This is a genomic window from Streptomyces sp. NPDC024632, assembly GCF_055559175.1.
Map to the genome: position 1 here is coordinate 382,900 of NZ_JBVHLD010000005.1, position 18,387 is coordinate 401,286.

An 18,387-nucleotide genomic window follows, 5' to 3' on the forward strand; every position below is an offset into this window, starting at 1 on the left:
CACTAGGCGGGCCTCACGAGGCTCGCACCTGGGGGGAATTGACGTGAGGACACACAGACCCGGAGCGCCGCGCACCGGGCGCGCGCACCACGCCGGCCGGCGCGGACGGCGGCGGCTGGCCGCCGTCCCGGCCGCGCTGCTGCTGGCCGCCTCGCTCGCGGTCGCCGGGTGCAGCAGCGAAAGCGGCGGCGCTTCCGACAAGGCCGCCGCCCCGGCGGCCCGCGGCCAGGACGACAGCGGCAGCGACTCGATGAAGAACGGCGGCAGCGGTACGGACGCCGGGAACGCGCCTTCCGGTACGCCCGGTTCCGCGTCGGACAAGGCCGCCACCACCGGCAACAACGCCAAGCCGTCCGCGCCCAGCTACCTCGTCCGTACGGCCCACCTGACCGTCCGCACCCCGAAGGTGGGCGACGCGCTCGACAAGGCCCGCGCGATGGTCGCCGACGCGGGCGGTTACGCGGGCACCGAGGACACCTCGGTCGACGCCGGGGGCCACGAGCAGTCGACGATCCAGCTCCGGGTGCCGCCCGCGGCGTACGACGGTCTGCTGACCCGGCTGGCCGGGCTCGGCACGCTGATGGAGCGCAAGGTCGGCGTCGAGGACGTCACCGGCCAGGTGGTCGACGTGCAGAGCCGGATCAAGTCGCAGCAGGCCAGTGTGGCGCGGGTGCGCAAGCTGATGGACCAGGCGGGCTCGCTCAGCGACGTGGTGTCGCTGGAGCGCGAACTGAGCACGCGCGAGGCCGACTTGGAGTCCCTCCAGGCGCAGCAGGCGGCACTGCGGGAGCGGACGGATCTGGCCACGGTGACGCTGCGGCTGGTCGAGCCGCCGGTGAAGCACGTCGCGGCGAAGCCGAAGCCGAAGCACGAGGACGGTTTCTGGACGCAGGTCGGCCACGCGCTGGGCGGCGGCTGGCACGCCTTCTACGTGACGATCCGCGGTGTGCTGGTCGTCCTGTCGGCCGTGCTGCCGTTCCTGGTGGTCGCGCTGGCCGGCTTCATCGGCTACCGGCTGGTGCGCCGCCGCTGGCCCCGGCAGGAGCCGCCGACGATGGCGCCGCGCCCCTGGAGCCCGTCCTCGCACGCGCCGATCCACCCGCAGCGCACGCCCTCCACGGCTCCGGCGGGTACGGACGCGCCGGAGCGTGCGGAGGAGCCGCCGACGGACTGAGCCGTCACACCTCGGTCGAGGTGTGCACGAAGTCGACGAGACGGGTGAGAGCGTCCGGGTCGGTGCTGGGCAGGACACCGTGGCCGAGGTTGAACACATGGCCGGTGGCCGGGGCCGCGTCCAGCACCTCCCGGGCCTTCGCCTCGACGGCCGCCGTCGGGGCGAAGAGCACCGACGGGTCGAGGTTGCCCTGGAGCGCCTTGCCGGGACCGACCCGACGGCCCGCCTCGTCCAGCGGCACCCGCCAGTCGACGCCGACGACGTCCGCGCCCGCCTCGCCCATCAGACCGAGCAGTTCGCCGGTGCCGACGCCGAAGTGGATCCGCGGGACGCCGTAGTCCTCGACCGCGTCGAAGACCTTCACCGACGCGGGCATCGCGTAGCGCCGGTAGTCGACGGGCGCGAGCGCCCCCACCCACGAGTCGAAGACCTGGACGGCGCTCGCGCCCGCCTCGATCTGCACCTTCAGGAAGCCCACGGTGATGTCGGCGAGCAGGTCCAGCAGGTCACGCCACAGCTCGGGGTCGCCGTACATCAGCGCCTTGGTCCGCTCGTGGTTGCGCGACGGGCCGCCTTCCACGAGGTAGCTGGCCAGCGTGAAGGGCGCGCCCGCGAATCCGATCAGTGGCGTCTCGCCGAGTTCGGCCGTCAGCAGGCCGATCGCCTCGGTGACGTAACCGACGTCCTCGGGCTCCAGCGCCCGCAGCCGCTTCAGGTCCTCCCTCGTACGGATCGGGTCCTCCACCACCGGGCCCACGCCGGGCTTGATGTCGAGGTCGATCCCGATCGCCTTGAGCGGCACCACGATGTCGCTGAAGTAGACCGCCGCGTCGACCTTGTGCCGCCGCACCGGCTGCATCGTGATCTCGGCGATGAGGTCGGGCCGCGTGCACGAGTCCAGCATCGCGATGCCCTCGCGAATCTTCAGGTACTCGGGCAGCGAACGCCCGGCCTGCCGCATGAACCACACCGGCGTATGCGGCACGGGCTCGCGCCGACAGGCGCGGATGAACGGGGAAGCAGCGGTCTGCTGGTGCGCACTCACGCCGAGAATCCTCCCACGTCTCCCCCACCACCCCCACCAAGGGGGCTGCGCCCCTAGCACACGTCCGCGCGCTGGGGTTCGCCCCCAGGGTGCGTCTACGCGAGGGGCTGCGCCCCTACAGCACCGCTGCGCGGTGGGGTTCGCCGGTAGCCAGCGAGCCGAAGGCGGCGCCGGTGTCGAAAGGGAGAACGCGCACAGCGACCGAGGAACGAGGGAGCGAGCACGATCGACCGTCGACACCGGATCTAAGCCGCCGGAGGCGAGAGGGCGGCAAAAAAAGGGAATCGCGGTGAGCATAGAAAAGACGGCTCCCCCGCACGGTCCCCCGTAACGCTGACCCCACGCAAGAGCGCCCCCCTTGACGTTCACCCCCTCCCACCCCCGCTCCCCCGTACCGCTGACCCCACGCAAGAGCGCCCCCCTTGACGTCCCCCACCCCCCACACACAGCCACCCCAGCGGCGAACCCCGCCGCGCAGTCGGGAGGTTGGGGGCGCGTGGCAGGCGCAAGGGTGCTCCTCGCGGGGAGCGGGAAGGCGCCCCGAAGGGCAATAAGGGTGTTGTTCCGAGCCCGGAGGGCATCGGCGGCTTAGTCTTCCGGGCATGGCAGCGGTTCACGGGCACCTCGGCGACGGCAGTGACGACGTCCCCCTCCCCTTTCGGCGCTCGGTGGACACCCTGCGCTCGGTGCGGGTGAGGCCGGAGGTCAGGATCGAGGAGACGGCCGCGCCGAAGCGGCTGGCGTCGTACGCGTACGCGCTGGAGGCGACGGTGCTGGCGGACGGCGAGGAGCTGGCCGACGGGCGGTTGGTGCTGCTGCACGAGCCGGACGGGCACGAGGCGTGGCACGGCGCGTTCCGCCTGGTGACGTTGGTGCGGGCCGAGTTGGAGCCGGAGATGGCGGGGGATCCGCTGTTGCCCGAGGTGAGCTGGTCCTGGCTGACCGGGGCGCTGGCGGCGCGCGGGGCGGCGTACAACGACCCGAGCGGTACGGTCTCGCGGGCGTCGTCGCACTACTTCGGCGCGCTGGCGGACCGGGTGGACGACACGCAGATCGAGATCCGGGCGTCGTGGACGCCGAGGGAGCGGGCGGGGGGCGCGCCCGAGGTGGCGGCGCACCTGGCGGCCTGGTGCGATCTGCTGTGCGCGTGCGCGGGTCTGCCGCCGTCGGAGGGCCCGGAGCCGTTGGTGCGCGGGGGCAGCGGCGTGGTGCCGATGCCGAAGCGCCGTACCTGAGTCCGTCGGACCGCTTCCGTAGCCCGGCGTACCGCCCCGGCCTGCGGTGACGTCACGCGCCCCCGATGACGCGCCCCCGCGCACTCCCCGGCGTATCGCGCGGCGCACTCACTTCTCGCATGTTCGATTTCTCGTCCGAATTGCCGGAAATGATCCTCAATAAATCGTGATCTTTCCCTAAAGGCCGGAGCAATTGCTGCCGAAGGAGATTGTGACCGTTTCAGTCCCCTTTGCCACAGGAGGCCCGGTGTCCGTTCTTCTCGAGCAGCCCACGAGCCTGGTCGCCTACCGCCCCAGCAAGCCGACGGCCATGGTCGTCGTAGCCGACCCCCGCGTCCGCTCCACTGTCACCCGACACCTGTGGGCTCTCGGGGTTCGCGACGTGATCGAGGCCTCGTCCATCGCCGAGGCCCGTCCCCGGGTCGGTAACCCCCGCGACATCTGCGTCGCCGATGTCCATCTCCCCGACGGCTCCGGCCTCACCCTGCTCGCCGAGACCCGCGCGGCAGGCTGGCCCAACGGCCTCGCACTCTCCGCCGCCGACGACATCGGCGCCGTGCGCAACGCGCTTGCCGGGGGGGTGAAGGGCTATGTCGTGACCGGCACCCGCAACAGCCCCGGCGGTCTCGCCACCCGGCCGGGACTGGCGCCACTGGGCGCCACCGCGGCCCGTATGCAGCGCCGCCCGCCGGGCGCCCCCGGCCACCCCAGCGGCTACCGCGAGCTGTCCGGCCGCGAGGTCGAGGTCCTGCGGCTGGTCGCGGAAGGCCAGTCGAACAAGGCGATCGGCGTCTCCATGGGCCTTTCGGCGCTGACCGTCAAGAGCCACCTCGCCCGGATCGCCAGGAAGCTGGGCACCGGGGACCGCGCCGGCATGGTCGCGGTGGCCCTGCGCACCGGAATCATCCACTGAGGCCCCGGCCGTGAGCGACCCCCGGCGGAACGTTCCGCCGGGGGTCGTTTCGTATACGCGCGCCCGTGTCCGCGCGTACGCCCGCCGTATACGCGCGCGCGTCGGCCGTCGTGGCGGTGCCGCGGCCCCGGCGCTCACGGACCCGGCGGCGACGTACCGTACGCCCTGTCCGTTGGATCTCCACCTGACACGCCGTACCCGGCTACCCTTAACAAGTGACCGACGCCAGAGAGACCGCAACCCAAGCAGGCCCGGCGCCGGTCCCGCTGCTGGACCCGCGCGAGGGAATCCCGCCGGTGACCGCCAGCCCGGAGGCTCTCGCAGATGTCGTCGCGGCTTTCGCAGCGGGTTCCGGTCCGGTCGCCGTCGATGCCGAGCGCGCCTCCGGCTACCGCTACGGGCAGCGGGCCTATCTGGTCCAGTTGCGCCGCGCCGGAGCAGGGACCGCGCTGATCGACCCCACGGGATGCCCCGACCTGTCCACCCTGGGCGACGCCCTGACCGGCACCGAGTGGGTGCTGCACGCCGCCACCCAGGATCTGCCGTGCCTGTCCGAGATCGGCATGCACCCCACCTCGCTGTTCGACACAGAACTGGCCGGGCGGCTGGCCGGGTTCGCCCGGGTCGGCCTCGGCGCGATGGTGGAGAACGTGCTGGGCTTCGCGCTGGAGAAGGGCCACTCGGCGGTGGACTGGTCCACCCGCCCGCTGCCCGACCCGTGGCTGCGGTACGCCGCGCTCGACGTCGAGCTGCTGGTGGATCTGCGCGACGCGCTGGAGGAGGAGCTGCGCACCCAGGGGAAGCTGGAGTGGGCGCTCCAGGAATTCGCGGCCATCGCCGCCGCCCCCCCGGCCCCGCCGCGCGTCGACCCCTGGCGCAGGACCTCGGGCATGCACAAGGTGCGGCGGCGTCGGCAGATCGCCGTGGTGCGCGAGCTGTGGCTGGCGCGCGACCGTACCGCCCGTGAGCGGGACGTCTCCCCCGGCCGGGTGCTCAGCGACGCCGCGATCGTGACGGCGGCGCTGGAGAGCCCGCCGAACGCGCACGCGCTGGCCGCCCTGCCCGGTTTCGGGCACCGGATGGGCCGCCGCCAGCTCGACCAGTGGCAGTCCGCGATCGACCGGGCGCGCGCGCTGCCCGAGCGGGAGCTGCCGCAGCCCGCCGCCGCGTACACCGGCCCCCCGCCGCCGCGCGCCTGGGCGGACAAGGACCCGGTCGCCGCCGCCCGGCTCTCCGCGGCGCGCGCCGCGGTGAGCGCGCTGGCCGAGGAGCTGAATCTCCCCCAGGAGAATCTGATCACCCCGGACACCGTGCGACGGCTGTGCTGGGCGCCTCCGGCGAACGCGAGCGAGGAGGTCGTGGCCGCCCAGCTCGCGGACATGGGCGCCCGCCCGTGGCAGGTCGAGCTGACCACCCCGCTGCTGACGGTCGCGCTGACCGCCCGCCCGGCGGACCCGCCCCCGGGCGAATAGCCCGCCGGGGCCGGTGGCCCGTCCGCAGTCGGCGGTTCCCCGTCCGTGGTCCTGCGTCGGTGGTCCGCCGCCGGTGGTTCTGCGTCCGAACGGCCGACCCGCCCGCGGCGCTCCCTCAGGGTCTCCCCCACAGGGGTAACCTTCGGTAACATCCGTGCGATGTGAGCTGCGCCGCTTCCGCGAGGGAAGCTGTGCACATGAGTTACCGACGAGTAGCATGTGAGGCGAGCCGTAGGAAGCGTGCTTCAGCGCCGCGTTCCACATCGTCGAAGAGGGAGACCCACCGTGCCTCGTACCGGAAGGGACGTCGTATTCGTTGACGGCGTCCGCACCCCGTTCGGCAAAGCGGGCCCGAAGGGCATGTATCACGAGACCCGGGCCGACGACCTGGTGATCAAGTGCATCCGGGAGCTGCTGCGGCGCAACCCGGATCTGGACCCGGCGCGGATCGACGAGGTCGCGGTCGCCGCGACCACGCAGATCGGCGACCAGGGCCTCACCCTGGGCCGGACGGCGGGCATCCTCGCCGGGCTGCCGACCACCGTGCCCGGTTTCTCCGTCGACCGGATGTGCGCGGGCGCGATGACCGCCGTGACGACCACGGCCGGCGGCATCGCCTTCGGCGCGTACGACGTCGTGGTGGCCGGCGGCGTCGAGCACATGGGACGGCACCCGATGGGCGAGGGCGTCGACCCCAACCCGCGGTTCGTCTCGGAGAAGCTCGTCGACGAGTCCGCGATGTTCATGGGCATGACCGCGGAGAATCTGCACGACCGCTTCCCGCAGCTCACCAAGGCGCGCGCCGACGAATTCGCCGTCCGCAGCCAGGAGAAGGCCGCGAAGGCGTACGCCAACGGCCGGATCCAGCAGGACCTGGTGCCGATCGCGATCCGCCGCACCACCCCCGAGGCCGGGGAGACCGGCTGGGGCCTGGCGACGGCGGACGAGCCGATGCGGCCGGGCACCACGCTGGAGCAGCTCGCGGGCCTGAAGACCCCCTTCCGCCCGCACGGCCGGGTCACCGCGGGCAACGCGGCCGGTCTCAACGACGGCGCCACGGCCTCGCTGCTCGCCGCGGAGGACGTCGCCAGGGAGCTGGACCTGCCGGTACGGATGCGCCTGGTCTCGTACGCCTTCGCGGGCGTCGAGCCCGAGGTGATGGGCATCGGCCCGATCCCGGCGACCGAGAAGGCGCTGGCCAAGGCCGGTCTGTCGATCGGCGACATCGGCCTGTTCGAGATCAACGAGGCGTTCGCCGTCCAGGTGCTCTCGCTGCTCGACCACTACGGCATCGCCGACGACGACCCGCGGGTCAACCAGTACGGCGGCGCCATCGCCTACGGCCACCCGCTGGCCTCCTCCGGTGTGCGGCTGATGACGCAGCTCGCCCGGCAGTTCGAGGAGCAGCCGCACGTGCGCTACGGCATCACCACCATGTGCGTCGGCTTCGGCATGGGCGGCACGGTCATCTGGGAGAACCCCCACTTCGACGGAGGCACCAAGTGAGCAGCACCACCGAGCTGTTGAAGGGGGCGGCCGAGCGGTTCCCCGGCGAGGTCGTCACCCAGGCCCAGGTGCGGCACCTGGAGCTGCCGGGCGCGGGCCATTTCGCGCTGATCACGCTGGACAACGGCCTGGACCACACCAAGCCGACCACCTTCGGCCCGCAGTCGCTGGCCAACCTGGACGCGGCGCTCGACCAGGTGGAGAAGGAGGCGGCGGAGGGCGCGATCACCGGCGTCGGCATCACCGGCAAGCCGTTCATCTTCGCGGTCGGCGCCGACCTCAAGGGCGTCGAGGTGCTCAGGACACGCGACGAGGCGCTGACCATCGGCAGGAGCGGTCACGAGGTCTTCAAGCGGCTCCAGTCCCTGGCCGTGCCGACCTTCGCGTACTACAACGGCGCGGCCATGGGCGGCGGTGTCGAGGTCGGTCTGCACTGCACCTACCGCACGGTGTCGGCCTCGCTGCCCGCCTTCTCGCTCCCCGAGGTCTTTCTCGGCCTGGTGCCCGGCTGGGGCGGCTGCGTACTGCTGCCGAACCTGATCGGCGCGGACCGCGCGGTCACCGTCATCATCGAGAACTCGCTCAACCAGAACCGTCAGCTCAAGGGCGCCCAGGTGTACGAACTGGGCATCGCCGACGCGCTGTTCGAGGCGGCGGACTTCCTGGAGCAGTCGCTGGCCTGGACCGCGGCCGTCCTCAAGGGCGAGCTGGAGGTGGACCGGGCCGAGGTGGACCGCGGCGAGGCGTGGGACCAGGCCGTGGCCCGCGGCCGGGCCGTCGCGGACAGCAAGGTGCACGGAGCGGCCCCTGCCGCGTACCGCGCGCTGGACATCATCGCCGCGGCGAAGAACGGCGATCTGCGGCAGGGCTTCGACGCCGAGGACGCGGCGCTGGCCGACCTCATCATGGGCGGCGAACTGCGCAGCGGCATCTACGCCTTCAACCTGGTGCAGAAGCGCGGCAAGCGCCCGGCGGGCGCGCCCGACAAGTCGCTGGCCCGCCCGGTGTCCAAGGTCGGCGTGGTCGGCGCGGGCCTGATGGCCTCGCAGCTCGCGCTGCTCTTCGCCCGCCGCCTGGAGGTGCCGGTCGTGCTGACCGACATCGACCAGGCGCGGATCGACAAGGGCGTGGGTTACGTCCACGGCGAGATCGACAAGCTGCTCGCCAAGGGGCGCGTGGGCCAGGACAAGGCCAACCGCCTCAAGGCGCTGGTCTCCGGTCACCTGGACAAGGCGACCGCCTTCGGCGACGCGGACTTCGTCATCGAGGCCGTCTTCGAGGAGATGGGCGTCAAGCAGCAGGTCTTCGCGGAGCTGGAGGCGGTGGTGCGCCCGGACGCGATCCTGGCCACCAACACCTCCTCGCTGTCGGTCTCCGAGATGGCCTCGAAGCTGGAGCACCCGGAGCGGGTCGTCGGCTTCCACTTCTTCAACCCGGTCGCGGTGCTGCCGCTGCTGGAGATCGTCCGCGCCGAGCGGACCGACGACGCGTCGCTGGCCACCGCCTTCGGCGTGGCGAAGAAGCTGAAGAAGACCGCGGTGCTGGTCAAGGACGCCCCGGCGTTCGTCGTCAACCGCATCCTGACCCGCTTCATGGGCGAGATCCAGAACGTCATCGACGAGGGCACGCCGGTCGCCGTCGCGGAGAAGGCCGTCGAGCCGCTCGGCCTGCCGATGTCGCCGCTGGTGCTGCTCGAACTGGTCGGCCCGGCCATCGGTCTGCACGTCTCCGAGACGCTGCACGGCGCCTTCCCCGACCGCTTCACCGTCTCGGAGAATCTGGCGGCCGTGGTCAAGGCGGGCAAGCGCGGCTTCTACGTCTACTACTCCGGCGTGCCGGAGCTGGACCCCGAGGTCGCCGCGCTGCTCAAGCAGGGCGACTCGGTGCTCACCGAGGCGCAGGTGCGCGACCGGGTGCTGGACGCCGTCGCGCAGGAGATCGGCCTGATGCTGGACGAGGGCGTGGTGGCCGAGGCGCAGGACATCGACCTGTGCCTGATCACCGGCGCGGGCTGGCCCTTCCACCTGGGCGGCGTCACCCCGTACCTGGACCGCGAGGGCGTGTCCCAGCGGGTGAACGGCAAGCCGTTCCTGGCGCCTGGCGTGGCGAGCGTCCCCGCCTAGAACGGACGCGGCGAAGCGCCGGACGGCCCCGATGTCAGGGGGCCGTCCGGCGCTTCGCCGTTCCGGCTCAGCTCACGCGGGTCCCGGCGCGGCTCACTTCTTCGGCACGGTCGTGCACAGCGCCACCGTCAGGTCCCGTACCAGCGCCTTGCGTTCGTAGTCGTCGAGCTGGACGAGGCCGCGCTCGGTGATGCCGCGGACGGTCTCGGCGACAGTGGCCAGGACGTCGTCGAGTACGGCTCTGCGGTGTTTGGCGTCCAGCGCGGCGATCTGGGCGCGCCGCATGGCCGCGGCGACCTCGGGGGCGTAGTCGAGGCGGACCGGGGTGGCCGAGAAGACCTCGATGCCGACCGGGCGCTGGTCGGCGGCGATCAGCTTGGTGAGGTGGTCGCCGAGCCGTTCGCTGTCGCGCAGGGTGGGCGCGGCGCCCCGGAAGTCGTCGGCCGGGTGCCGGGAGACGGCCAGCGCGACGGCGGCCTCGACCTGCTCGCGCAGGAAGAGGTTGTGGTCGTCGACAGCGAAGGCCGCCTTGGCGGTGTCCCTGACCCGCCACACCAGCAGGACGCTGAGCTGGAGCGGGGTGCCGTTGGCGTCGACCGCGTCGATCGGGCGGCTGCGCCAGTGCCGCAGGGACACGTCGAGCCTGCGGCGGGTGAGCAGCGGGCTGATCCAGAGCAGGCCGGTACGGCGGACCGTGCCGCGGTAGGAGCCGTGCCGGGTGAGCACCCAGACGCTGCCGTTGCGGCCTCTGGTGAGGCCGCCCGCGGCGAAGGCGGCGACCGCGGCGAGCAGCAGGACGCCGCTCCACAGGCCGCTGGCGGAGCCGCCGCCGGGCGGGGGCGGCAGCAGGGGGCGGCCGGCCACGTCGGCGGGCAGGACGCCCGCGCGCCACAGCAGCCAGCAGACGCCGACGGTCGCGGCGAGCACGACGGCGGTCGCGGTCCAGCCGGGCAGGCAGGGCCCCGGCCGTTCGACGAGCTCCGGCGGGGCGGCGGGGGCGGGGTGGACTTCGGTGCCGCCGCTGTGGGCGGCCGGGCGGGTCTGCTCCGGCAGCCCCGTCCCGGCGGCGGTGGAAGATGTCGTCACGTGAACAGTCGTCTCCAGGTCTCGGGGCCGGGGTAGCCGTCCGCGTCGCGCCCGGTCCAGCCCAGGGACCGCTGGAACGCCTCGACATTGCGCCGGTCTGCCTCGCCCCATGTACGGCTGGGGCCCACCGTGTAGTTCTTGCCGAAGCCCTTGGCGACGAGCCGTTTGCCGAGGGCGAGTACCGAGTCGTTGGTCTGGCCGGGCCGGAAGGCGCCCGCGCCGGGGTAGGCCGGGGCCTTGGCGGGGGTGCCGCCGGAGGCCCGCGGGGCGCCGGAGATGTCGCGGCCCTTGTCCTGGACGAGGTACGACCAGGTCGTGGGGCCGGGCAGCCCGTCCGCGTCGCTGCCCGACCAGCCCTGGGCGCGCTGGAAGGCGCTGGTCGCGCCGCGGTCGGACTCGCTCCACTTCGGTCCGGGACCGACCTTGTAGTACGAGCTGGCGCCGCGGCCGACCAGCATGGTGCCGAGCCGGGTGACGTTGGCGTTGTCGGCGCCGGGGCCGAAGGCGGACGTGCCGGGGAAGGCCGTGGAACCCGACGACGACCCACCGGACCCCGATCCCGAACTGCTGCCACCCGCCAGATACTTGTACCGGTAGGGAATGTATTTCCCGGAATTGGACCAGTATGCGTACGGCGTGGTCTGGACCCGGGTGGCCGGGACCGTCTGCTCGTAGCCGGTGTACGCGGTGTGCGCGTCGTCCACCCAGCCGTCGAAGATGACCGTGTGCGACCCGTGTTCGGGGTCGGCGGCGTTGTGGAAGAGCAGGATGTCACCGGGCATCAGCTCGTCCTTGGTGATCCGGACGCCGTAGCCGGCCAGACTGCCGGTCCAGGCGCTGCTGCCCAGACCCCAGGCCATGGAGACGAAGCCCGAGCAGTCCTGCCGGTACCCGTCCTTCCAGTACGCGGTCATGCTGTACGGCACCTTGGCGTCCGCCCAGGTGCGGGCGCGCTGGATGATCTGGTCGCGGGTGAGCCGCAGGGGGGTGGCGGCCGGGACCGTTGCGGGGGCGGCGGCGAGCGCGGCGTGGCCCGTGGTGAAGGCGGTGGCCTCCGACGGCAGCGGCACGGCGGCGACCGCTCCGGCGGCGCTGCCCAGCGCGGTGCCCGCGGCGGCGGCCACGACCACCACACGGGTCGTCGCGCCGGTGGCCGGTCCACCGGTGTCGCGCGCCATCGAGTCGGTGAGGCGCCGTCGGGCGCACTCCTCGCAACCGCAGGCGGGCAGCGGTTCGACGTCATCGAACACCGGTATGGACATGCGCACCACTCCTCCGTGATCGGGTGTCACATGCCTTCAGTACCCGATTTCGCCTAAAAGTTGACGAAATCTGACATACCGATGATTCAAGGGCACGAAACACCCGACCGCGGGGAGCGGCGGGACAGCGGAGCTACCGCGGTGCGGACGACGGAGCTGCCGGAGAAATCCGACAGTCCGTCAGCCCAGCAGCGCGGGCGTGTCCGACGGCGTGGCCTGCACCGCGATCACGCGCTTGGCCTCGGCGAGCACCATCTTGCGCAGTTTCTGCGGGGTCAGCGTGGAGTGCACGTCCTTGACCGGCGTGCCGTTGATCTCCACCACCGGGATCGAGCCGAGGTCGGACTTCGCGAAGTCGTTCTGCGACTGCTGCACCCAGCCGTTGTGGTCGCCCTGCTCCAGGCACGGCTCGAAGGTGCTGAGCTTGATCTTCCCGGCCTTGACGGCCAGTTCCTTCAGGAAGTTCAGGTGGGTCAGCGTGTCGCTCTTCGGGTCCGGCTGGTGCTTCCAGACCTCCTTCATGAACTGCGTGAAGCGGCTCTGGTCCTGCGCGCACGCCGCCGCGTTGGCCGCGGTCTTGGAGCCCTCGCCGCCGTACTGCTGGTCGGAGGCGGTCACCAGGCGGTACTGGAGCTCCGCCTGGCCGGTCGTCAGCAACTGCGTCAGCGTGGCCTGGTACTCGTCGGCGAACGCCTTGGAGTCGGGGCTGCGCAGGTCCACGAAGATCGTGACCGTGACCGGCACGGACGGCCGCACCGGCAGGCCGAGCTTGGGGCCCGTGGGGGCGGCGCTGGGGCTGGGCGACGCGGTGTCCACCGGGCCCGTGGGCACGATAGGCGCGGCGATGACGCCCGAGGGCTCGCGCACCTTGTCGTCCTTGGTGCTGCGTACGTGCTGGCCGATCAGCGCGGACCCGCCGAAGACCACCACGATCGCGGTCGTGCCGACCGCGTAGGGCCGTACCCGGTCCAGGAGGGACTTGCGCTTGGGCTTGCTCCCCCCGTCCTTCGCACGGTCCTGGTTCCCGGGTCCCTTGGACTCCGTCATGACAACGCCACCTCGATATTGCCGCACCAGCTCTCGCGCCTTTTTACCATCGCCCCCATGCGCCACGTCCAGCCGGTCCCCCATGGGCGCCGCCGCGCCCGGCCGGTCCTGCGGCCTCGCGCGCCCATACGACCGCGCCGTCGACCCTCGCCACCCGCCGGTAGCCGGAACCCAGCAGGTCACGCAGGGTCGGCGTGCGCGAGATCGCGTACGGGTCGCCGCGGGAGTCGTCGACCACCAGCGCGGGCGGGTGCGCGGAGAATTCCGCGCCGAAGGCACGCCAGGCGCCGGGGACCGCGTACCGCTCCCCCACCCGGACCCCGCCGCGCCCGCCGCTGAAGTTGGTGAGGAAGCCCGCGGTCAGATAGCGGCTGGCGGGCCGCCGGTCGGCGAACCAGTACGTCTCGGGGTGTATGCCCCACACCAGGACGCGGTCGTCGGGCGCGGTGTGCGCGCGGACCGCGGCGGCGACGGCGACCGCGTGGTCCAGCTCGCGGCTCGGCGCGGCCAGGTCCCAGACCAGGAATCCGGCGCAGGCCAGGACCGTCCAGCAGGTGACGGCGGCGCGCAGCCGGGGCAACGCGCGGACGGCGGCCACGCCGATCAGCACCAGCGGGGGCACCATCTGGAGGAAGTAGTGGCCGTAGAACTGGAAGCCGGAGACCACGGCGACCCCGGAGGCGGCCAGCCACACCCACAGGTCGGCGGGGACCGGGCGGCGGCGCAGCGCCCAGGCGGCGCCCGCGGCCAGCAGCATTCCGGCGGCGGCCACCGCCAGGACGCTGGCGCCGCCCGCCGCCCGGCTCAGCCCGGTCAGCCAGGCGCCGCGCGGCGAGACGTACTCGGCGGAGCCGGTGACCGTCCAGAACAGGAAGCGGCCGGGTCCGGTCAGCAGGGCCACCGCGCCGACCGGCAGCGCGAAGCCGAGGCAGAGCCGCAGCGCGCCCGCGAGCGCCGGGGCGCGTCCGGCCCGCGCCGCCCGCCACAGCGTCCAGGCCACCGGGAGCAGCATCACCGCGCCGGTCTGCTTGGTCAGGGCCGCGCCCGCCACGGCCACGCCCGCCAGTCCCCAGCGGGACCGGTCGGCGCACCAGACGGCGGCAGCGGTCCACGGGAGTATGAAGACCTCGAAGGTGGCCGCCAGGGTGTCCTCGGGCGCGAGGCCGACCGACAGCAGCAGATATCCCGCGCCCGCCGCCGCCCCCGACCGGTCGCCCCAGCGGCGGCGGGCGACCGCGGCCAGCAGCAGCGCGGTCGCCAGGTGCGCCAGCAGCGCGGCCGTGCGCGGCGGCCACAGCGAGCCGTCGCCGAAGACCGCGAAGAGCCCCTGGTACAGCCACGGCAGCAGCGGCGGCTTGCGGTCGACCACCGTGTCGTACAGCACCCCGCCGTGCGCCAGCAGCCGCGCCTGGACGGCCAGATAGCCCTCGTCGGGATTCCACACCGGGCGGGCGAAGGACGGCAGGCGCAGCAGGACGGTGAGCGCCGCGAGCAGCGCGGCCAGCCGCGACCAGTAGCGCCGGTCGCGGCGGCCGGGGGCACCCGCGGGTACGGCCACCGGTACGGCCGGCCGCGCCGGCAGTACCGCGCTCGTCGGCTGCACTTAGCGCCCGCGGCCCAGCCTGCTGTGGGAGCGGCCGTAGCCGAAGTAGATGACGAAGCCGATCACCATCCATACGGCGAACCGGAGCCAGGTCTCCACGCTGAGGTTGAGCATCAGCCACAGGGACGCGCACACCGAGGCCACCGGCAGGACGGGCACCCAGGGGGCGCGGAAGGCGCGCGGCAGGTCGGGGCGCGTGTGGCGGAGCACGACGACGCCGATGGCGACGACGACGAACGCGAAGAGCGTCCCGACGTTGACCATTTCCTCCAGTTCGCCGACGGTGAAGAATCCGGCGATCAGCGCGACGATCACGCCGAGCAGCACCGTGGTCCGGTAGGGGGTGCCGAACTTCGGGTGCACCTGGGAGAAGGCGCGCGGCAGCAGCCCGTCGCGGCTCATCGCGAAGAACACGCGGGTCTGGCCCATCAGCAGGATCATCACCACGGAGGTCAGGCCGACGGCCGCGCCGAAGCTGATCAGGCCGGACCAGAAGGGCGCGCCGACCGACTTGAAGGCGGACGCCAGCGGCGCGGTGGTGTCCAGCTCCGAGTACTTCTGCATGCCGGTGACGACGAGCGAGACCGCCACGTACAGCACGGTGCAGATGACCAGCGAGCCGAGGATGCCGCGCGGCATGTCCCGCTGCGGCTTCTTGGTCTCCTCGGCGGCGGTGGCGACGATGTCGAAGCCGATGAAGGCGAAGAAGACCACGGCGGCGGCGGAGAAGATGCCCATCACGCCGAACGAGGACGGGGTGAAGCCGAAGATCATCTGCACCAGCGGCGCGTGCAGGTCGGAGCCGCTGCCGGTGTTGGCCTTCGACGCCGGGAGGAACGGGTGGTAGTTGCTGCCGGTGACGAAGAACAGCCCGGCGAAGATCACCAGCAGCACCACGGTCACCTTGACGGCGACGATCAGCGTGGTGACCCGCGCGGACAGCTTCATTCCGGCCATCACAATGCCGGTGAGCACCAGCACCAGCACCGCGGCCAGCAGGTCGAAGCCGAAGCCGCCGCCGTCGTGGGTGAGGACCTTGGGGATGTCGATGCCGAAGTGCGACAGCAGATTGGCCATGTAGCCGGACCAGCCGCCCGCCACCACGCCCGCGCCCAGCGCCAGTTCGAGGATCAGGTCCCAGCCGATGATCCAGGCGGGCAGTTCGCCGATGGAGGCGTAGCTGAAGGTGTACGCCGATCCGGCCACCGGCACGGTCGAGGCGAACTCGGCGTAGCAGAGCCCGGCCAGCCCGCAGACGATCGCGGAGACGATGAAGGCGAGCGCGACGGCGGGCCCCGCGTAGTCCTTGGCGACCGAGCCGGTGACCACGAAGATGCCGGTGCCGACGATGACGCCGACCCCGTAGACGATCAGGTCGAGCGCGGACAGCTCCTTGCGCAGGCCGTGTTCCGGCTCCTCGGTGTCCGCGATCGACTGTTCGATGCTCTTGGTGCGGAACACCCCCCGGGGTCGGGGGGCCGTGTCGTCACGCGTGTCGGTGTCCACCGTCACACCTCCAGATCGTCCGGCGGCCGGTCGGTTCGGCCGGTCGATTCCGTCGGTCGGCAGCCGCTACTGCGTTACTGCACTCCGGAGGTCCGTCTCACCCGAATAGGCGCGCCTACGCGTACGCCGATGGAAGAGGGGGTCCACCCGTATGGGTGGACCCCCGCGTCGTACGGGTGCGCCGCCGTGTCCCCGGCGAGGGGCGGGCGGGCGGTGGGATCAGTCGCGGGCGATCTCGCGCGCGTGGTCCGCGTCGTCCGCGAAGCGGCCGTCGATGGTGGCGACCAGGCCGGTCACCTGGCGGGCGATGTCCGGCGCGGTGAGCCCGATGTCGGCCATCACATCCTTGCGCGAGCCGTGGTCGAGGAAGCGCTGCGGGATGCCGAAGTCGCGCAGCGGCACGTCCACCTCCGCGTCGCGCAGCGCCTGCGCGACGGCGGAACCGACGCCGCCCACCCGCCCGTTGTCCTCGACGGTGACCACGACGCGGTGCTTGGCGGCCAGGCCGGGCAGCGCCTCGTCCACCGGCTTGACCCAGCGCGGGTCGACCACGGTGGTGGTGATGCCCTGCGCGTCCAGCAGCCCGGCGATCTCCAGGCACATCGGCGCGAGGGCGCCGACCGAGACCAGCAGGACGTCGGGGCGCTCGCCCTCGGACGGCTCGCGCAGCACGTCCATGCCGCCGATCCGGCCGACGGCGGCGACGGCCGGGCCGACCGCGCCCTTGGAGTAGCGCACCACGGTCGGCGCGTCGTCCACCGCGACGGCCTCGCGGAGCTGGGCGCGTACCTGGTCGGCGTCGCGCGGGGCGGCGATCCGCAGTCCCGGCACGACCTGGAGGATGGACATGTCCCACATGCCGTTGTGCGAGGCGCCGTCGCTGCCGGTGACGCCCGCCCGGTCCAGGACGAAGGTGACACCGCACTTGTGCAGGGCCACGTCCATCAGGACCTGGTCGAAGGCGCGGTTGAGGAAGGTCGCGTAGACCGCGAAGACCGGGTGCAGTCCGCCGGTGGCCAGACCCGCGGCCGAGGTCGCGCCGTGCTGTTCCGCGATGCCGACGTCGTAGACGCGGTCGGGGAACGCCTTGGCGAACTTCTCCAGGCCGACCGGCTGGAGCATCGCGGCGGTGATGGCGACGATGTCGTCGCGCTCCTTGCCGAGCGCGACCATCTCGTCACCGAAGACGGACGTCCAGTCGGCGCCCGCGGCGGCGACCGGCAGACCGGTGTCGGGGTGGATCGGGCCGATGCCGTGGAAGCGGTCGGCCTCGTCCTGCTCGGCGGGCTTGTAGCCGCGGCCCTTCTCGGTGATGCAGTGCACGATGACCGGGCCGCCGAACCGCTTGGCGCGCAGCAGCGCGGACTCCAGCGCCTCCACGTCGTGGCCGTCGATCGGGCCGACGTACTTCAGGCCGAGGTCCTCGAACATGCCCTGCGGGGCGATGAAGTCCTTCAGGCCCTTCTTCGCGCCGTGCAGCGTCTCGTAGAGCGGCTGGCCGATCAGCGGGGTGCGCTCCAGGAGGTCCTTGGTACGGGACAGGAAGCGCTCGTAGCCGTCGGTGGTGCGCAGGGTCGCCAGGTGGTCCGCGAGGCCGCCGATGGTGGGCGCGTAGGACCGCTCGTTGTCGTTGACGACGATGATCAGCGGGCGGTCCTGGGCGGCGGCGATGTTGTTCAGCGCCTCCCAGGCCATGCCGCCGGTGAGCGCGCCGTCGCCGATCACGGCGACCACGTGGTCGGTGCGGCCCAGCACCTCGTTGGCCTTGGCGAGACCGTCGGCCCAGCCGAGGACGGTGGAGGCGTGGCTGTTCTCGATCACGTCGTGCTCGGACTCGGCGCGCGACGGGTAGCCGGACAGGCCGCCCTTGCTCTTGAGCTTCGCGAAGTCCTTGCGTCCGGTGAGCAGTTTGTGCACGTACGCCTGGTGGCCGGTGTCGAAGAGGATCCGGTCGACGGGCGAGTGGAAGGTGCGGTGCAGGGCGATGGTCAGCTCGACCACACCGAGGTTGGGGCCGAGGTGCCCGCCGGTCTTGGACACCGCGTCGACGAGGAAGGCACGGATCTCCCCCGCCAGCTCCACGAGCTGCTGCTGGCTGAGCCGGTCGAGGTCGCGCGGTCCGTTGATACGGGTCAGCACTGCCACCCGTTCCTCCCTCTGCTGCCTGTCGGTACCTGTCGGCACCTGTCGAAGGTCTGTCCCACGGTTTTGCCGACGTGGACGCCGACACGGCCGGATCGCTTCGATACGGCCGATCCGACGAGTCTAATCTTCCGGTTCCAAGGCTGTCGGCCGCCCTGTGCGATGTATGTCACGGCACGGCAACGGCGAACCGGGGGGGGGGGGGGGGGGGGGGGGGGGTGGGGGGGTGGGGGGGGGGGGGGAGGGGGTGGGGGGGGGGGGGGGGGGTGTGGG

Annotated in this window: 13 protein-coding genes; 6 read left to right on the top strand and 7 right to left on the bottom strand. The window is 72.4% G+C overall.

What is annotated here, in order from left to right; all coding sequences use genetic code 11:
- Positions 1-43: 43 nt before the first annotated feature.
- Positions 44-1,174, top strand: coding sequence for a DUF4349 domain-containing protein (locus ACZ37P_RS13340; protein WP_391048756.1), 1,131 nt, complete (start codon positions 44-46; stop codon positions 1,172-1,174).
- Between the two features lie 4 nt (positions 1,175-1,178).
- On the opposite strand, the gene hemE is transcribed toward ACZ37P_RS13340, so the two are convergent.
- On the bottom strand, positions 1,179-2,219 hold the full coding sequence (hemE, locus tag ACZ37P_RS13345; RefSeq protein ID WP_467346472.1) for a uroporphyrinogen decarboxylase: 1,041 nt from the start codon (positions 2,217-2,219) through the stop codon (positions 1,179-1,181).
- A 602-nt stretch (positions 2,220-2,821) separates the two neighbouring features.
- Here hemE and ACZ37P_RS13350 point away from each other — a divergent pair.
- The 5 genes from ACZ37P_RS13350 (at position 2,822) to ACZ37P_RS13370 (ending at position 9,468) form a co-directional block, all read left to right on the top strand.
- On the top strand, positions 2,822-3,454 hold the full coding sequence (locus tag ACZ37P_RS13350; RefSeq protein WP_188280407.1) for a DUF3000 domain-containing protein: 633 nt from the start codon (positions 2,822-2,824) through the stop codon (positions 3,452-3,454).
- Positions 3,455-3,701: 247 nt separating this feature from the next.
- Positions 3,702-4,367, top strand: coding sequence for a LuxR C-terminal-related transcriptional regulator (locus ACZ37P_RS13355; protein ID WP_188280408.1), 666 nt, complete (start codon positions 3,702-3,704; stop codon positions 4,365-4,367).
- 215 nt (positions 4,368-4,582) lie between these two features.
- Positions 4,583-5,839 carry an HRDC domain-containing protein gene (locus ACZ37P_RS13360; RefSeq protein WP_402711692.1) on the top strand — a complete coding sequence of 419 codons (1,257 nt, stop codon included), beginning with the start codon at positions 4,583-4,585 and terminating at the stop codon, positions 5,837-5,839.
- Between the two features lie 285 nt (positions 5,840-6,124).
- A complete protein-coding gene (locus ACZ37P_RS13365; protein WP_355338657.1) occupies positions 6,125-7,345 on the top strand; it encodes a thiolase family protein in 1,221 nt (406 codons plus the stop codon).
- Positions 7,342-9,468, top strand: a complete 2,127-nt coding sequence (locus ACZ37P_RS13370; RefSeq protein WP_467346476.1) for a 3-hydroxyacyl-CoA dehydrogenase NAD-binding domain-containing protein — start codon at positions 7,342-7,344, stop codon at positions 9,466-9,468. The genes ACZ37P_RS13365 and ACZ37P_RS13370 overlap by 4 nt, the downstream gene beginning before the upstream one ends.
- A 93-nt stretch (positions 9,469-9,561) precedes the next feature.
- Here ACZ37P_RS13370 and ACZ37P_RS13375 read toward each other — a convergent pair whose 3' ends face one another.
- From ACZ37P_RS13375 to dxs, 6 genes are all read right to left on the bottom strand, one after another.
- Positions 9,562-10,554 carry an SPFH domain-containing protein gene (locus ACZ37P_RS13375; RefSeq protein ID WP_355338651.1) on the bottom strand — a complete coding sequence of 331 codons (993 nt, stop codon included), beginning with the start codon at positions 10,552-10,554 and terminating at the stop codon, positions 9,562-9,564.
- Positions 10,551-11,816, bottom strand: coding sequence for a peptidoglycan-binding protein (locus tag ACZ37P_RS13380; protein WP_467346477.1), 1,266 nt, complete (start codon positions 11,814-11,816; stop codon positions 10,551-10,553). Before ACZ37P_RS13380 ends, ACZ37P_RS13375 begins: the two co-directional genes overlap by 4 nt.
- Before the next feature lie 180 nt (positions 11,817-11,996).
- Positions 11,997-12,863: a DsbA family protein gene (locus tag ACZ37P_RS13385; RefSeq protein WP_391048769.1), complete on the bottom strand. Its 867-nt coding sequence runs from the start codon at positions 12,861-12,863 to the stop codon at positions 11,997-11,999.
- 43 nt (positions 12,864-12,906) lie between these two features.
- Entirely contained in the window at positions 12,907-14,466 is a 1,560-nt protein-coding gene (locus tag ACZ37P_RS13390) for a glycosyltransferase family 39 protein (RefSeq protein ID WP_391163882.1), read from the bottom strand.
- Complete coding sequence (locus ACZ37P_RS13395) at positions 14,467-15,972, bottom strand: amino acid permease (protein ID WP_401857090.1); 1,506 nt, start codon at positions 15,970-15,972, stop codon at positions 14,467-14,469.
- Positions 15,973-16,191: 219 nt separating this feature from the next.
- A complete protein-coding gene (gene dxs / locus ACZ37P_RS13400; protein WP_355338639.1) occupies positions 16,192-18,117 on the bottom strand; it encodes a 1-deoxy-D-xylulose-5-phosphate synthase in 1,926 nt (641 codons plus the stop codon).
- Positions 18,118-18,387: the final 270 nt, after the last annotated feature.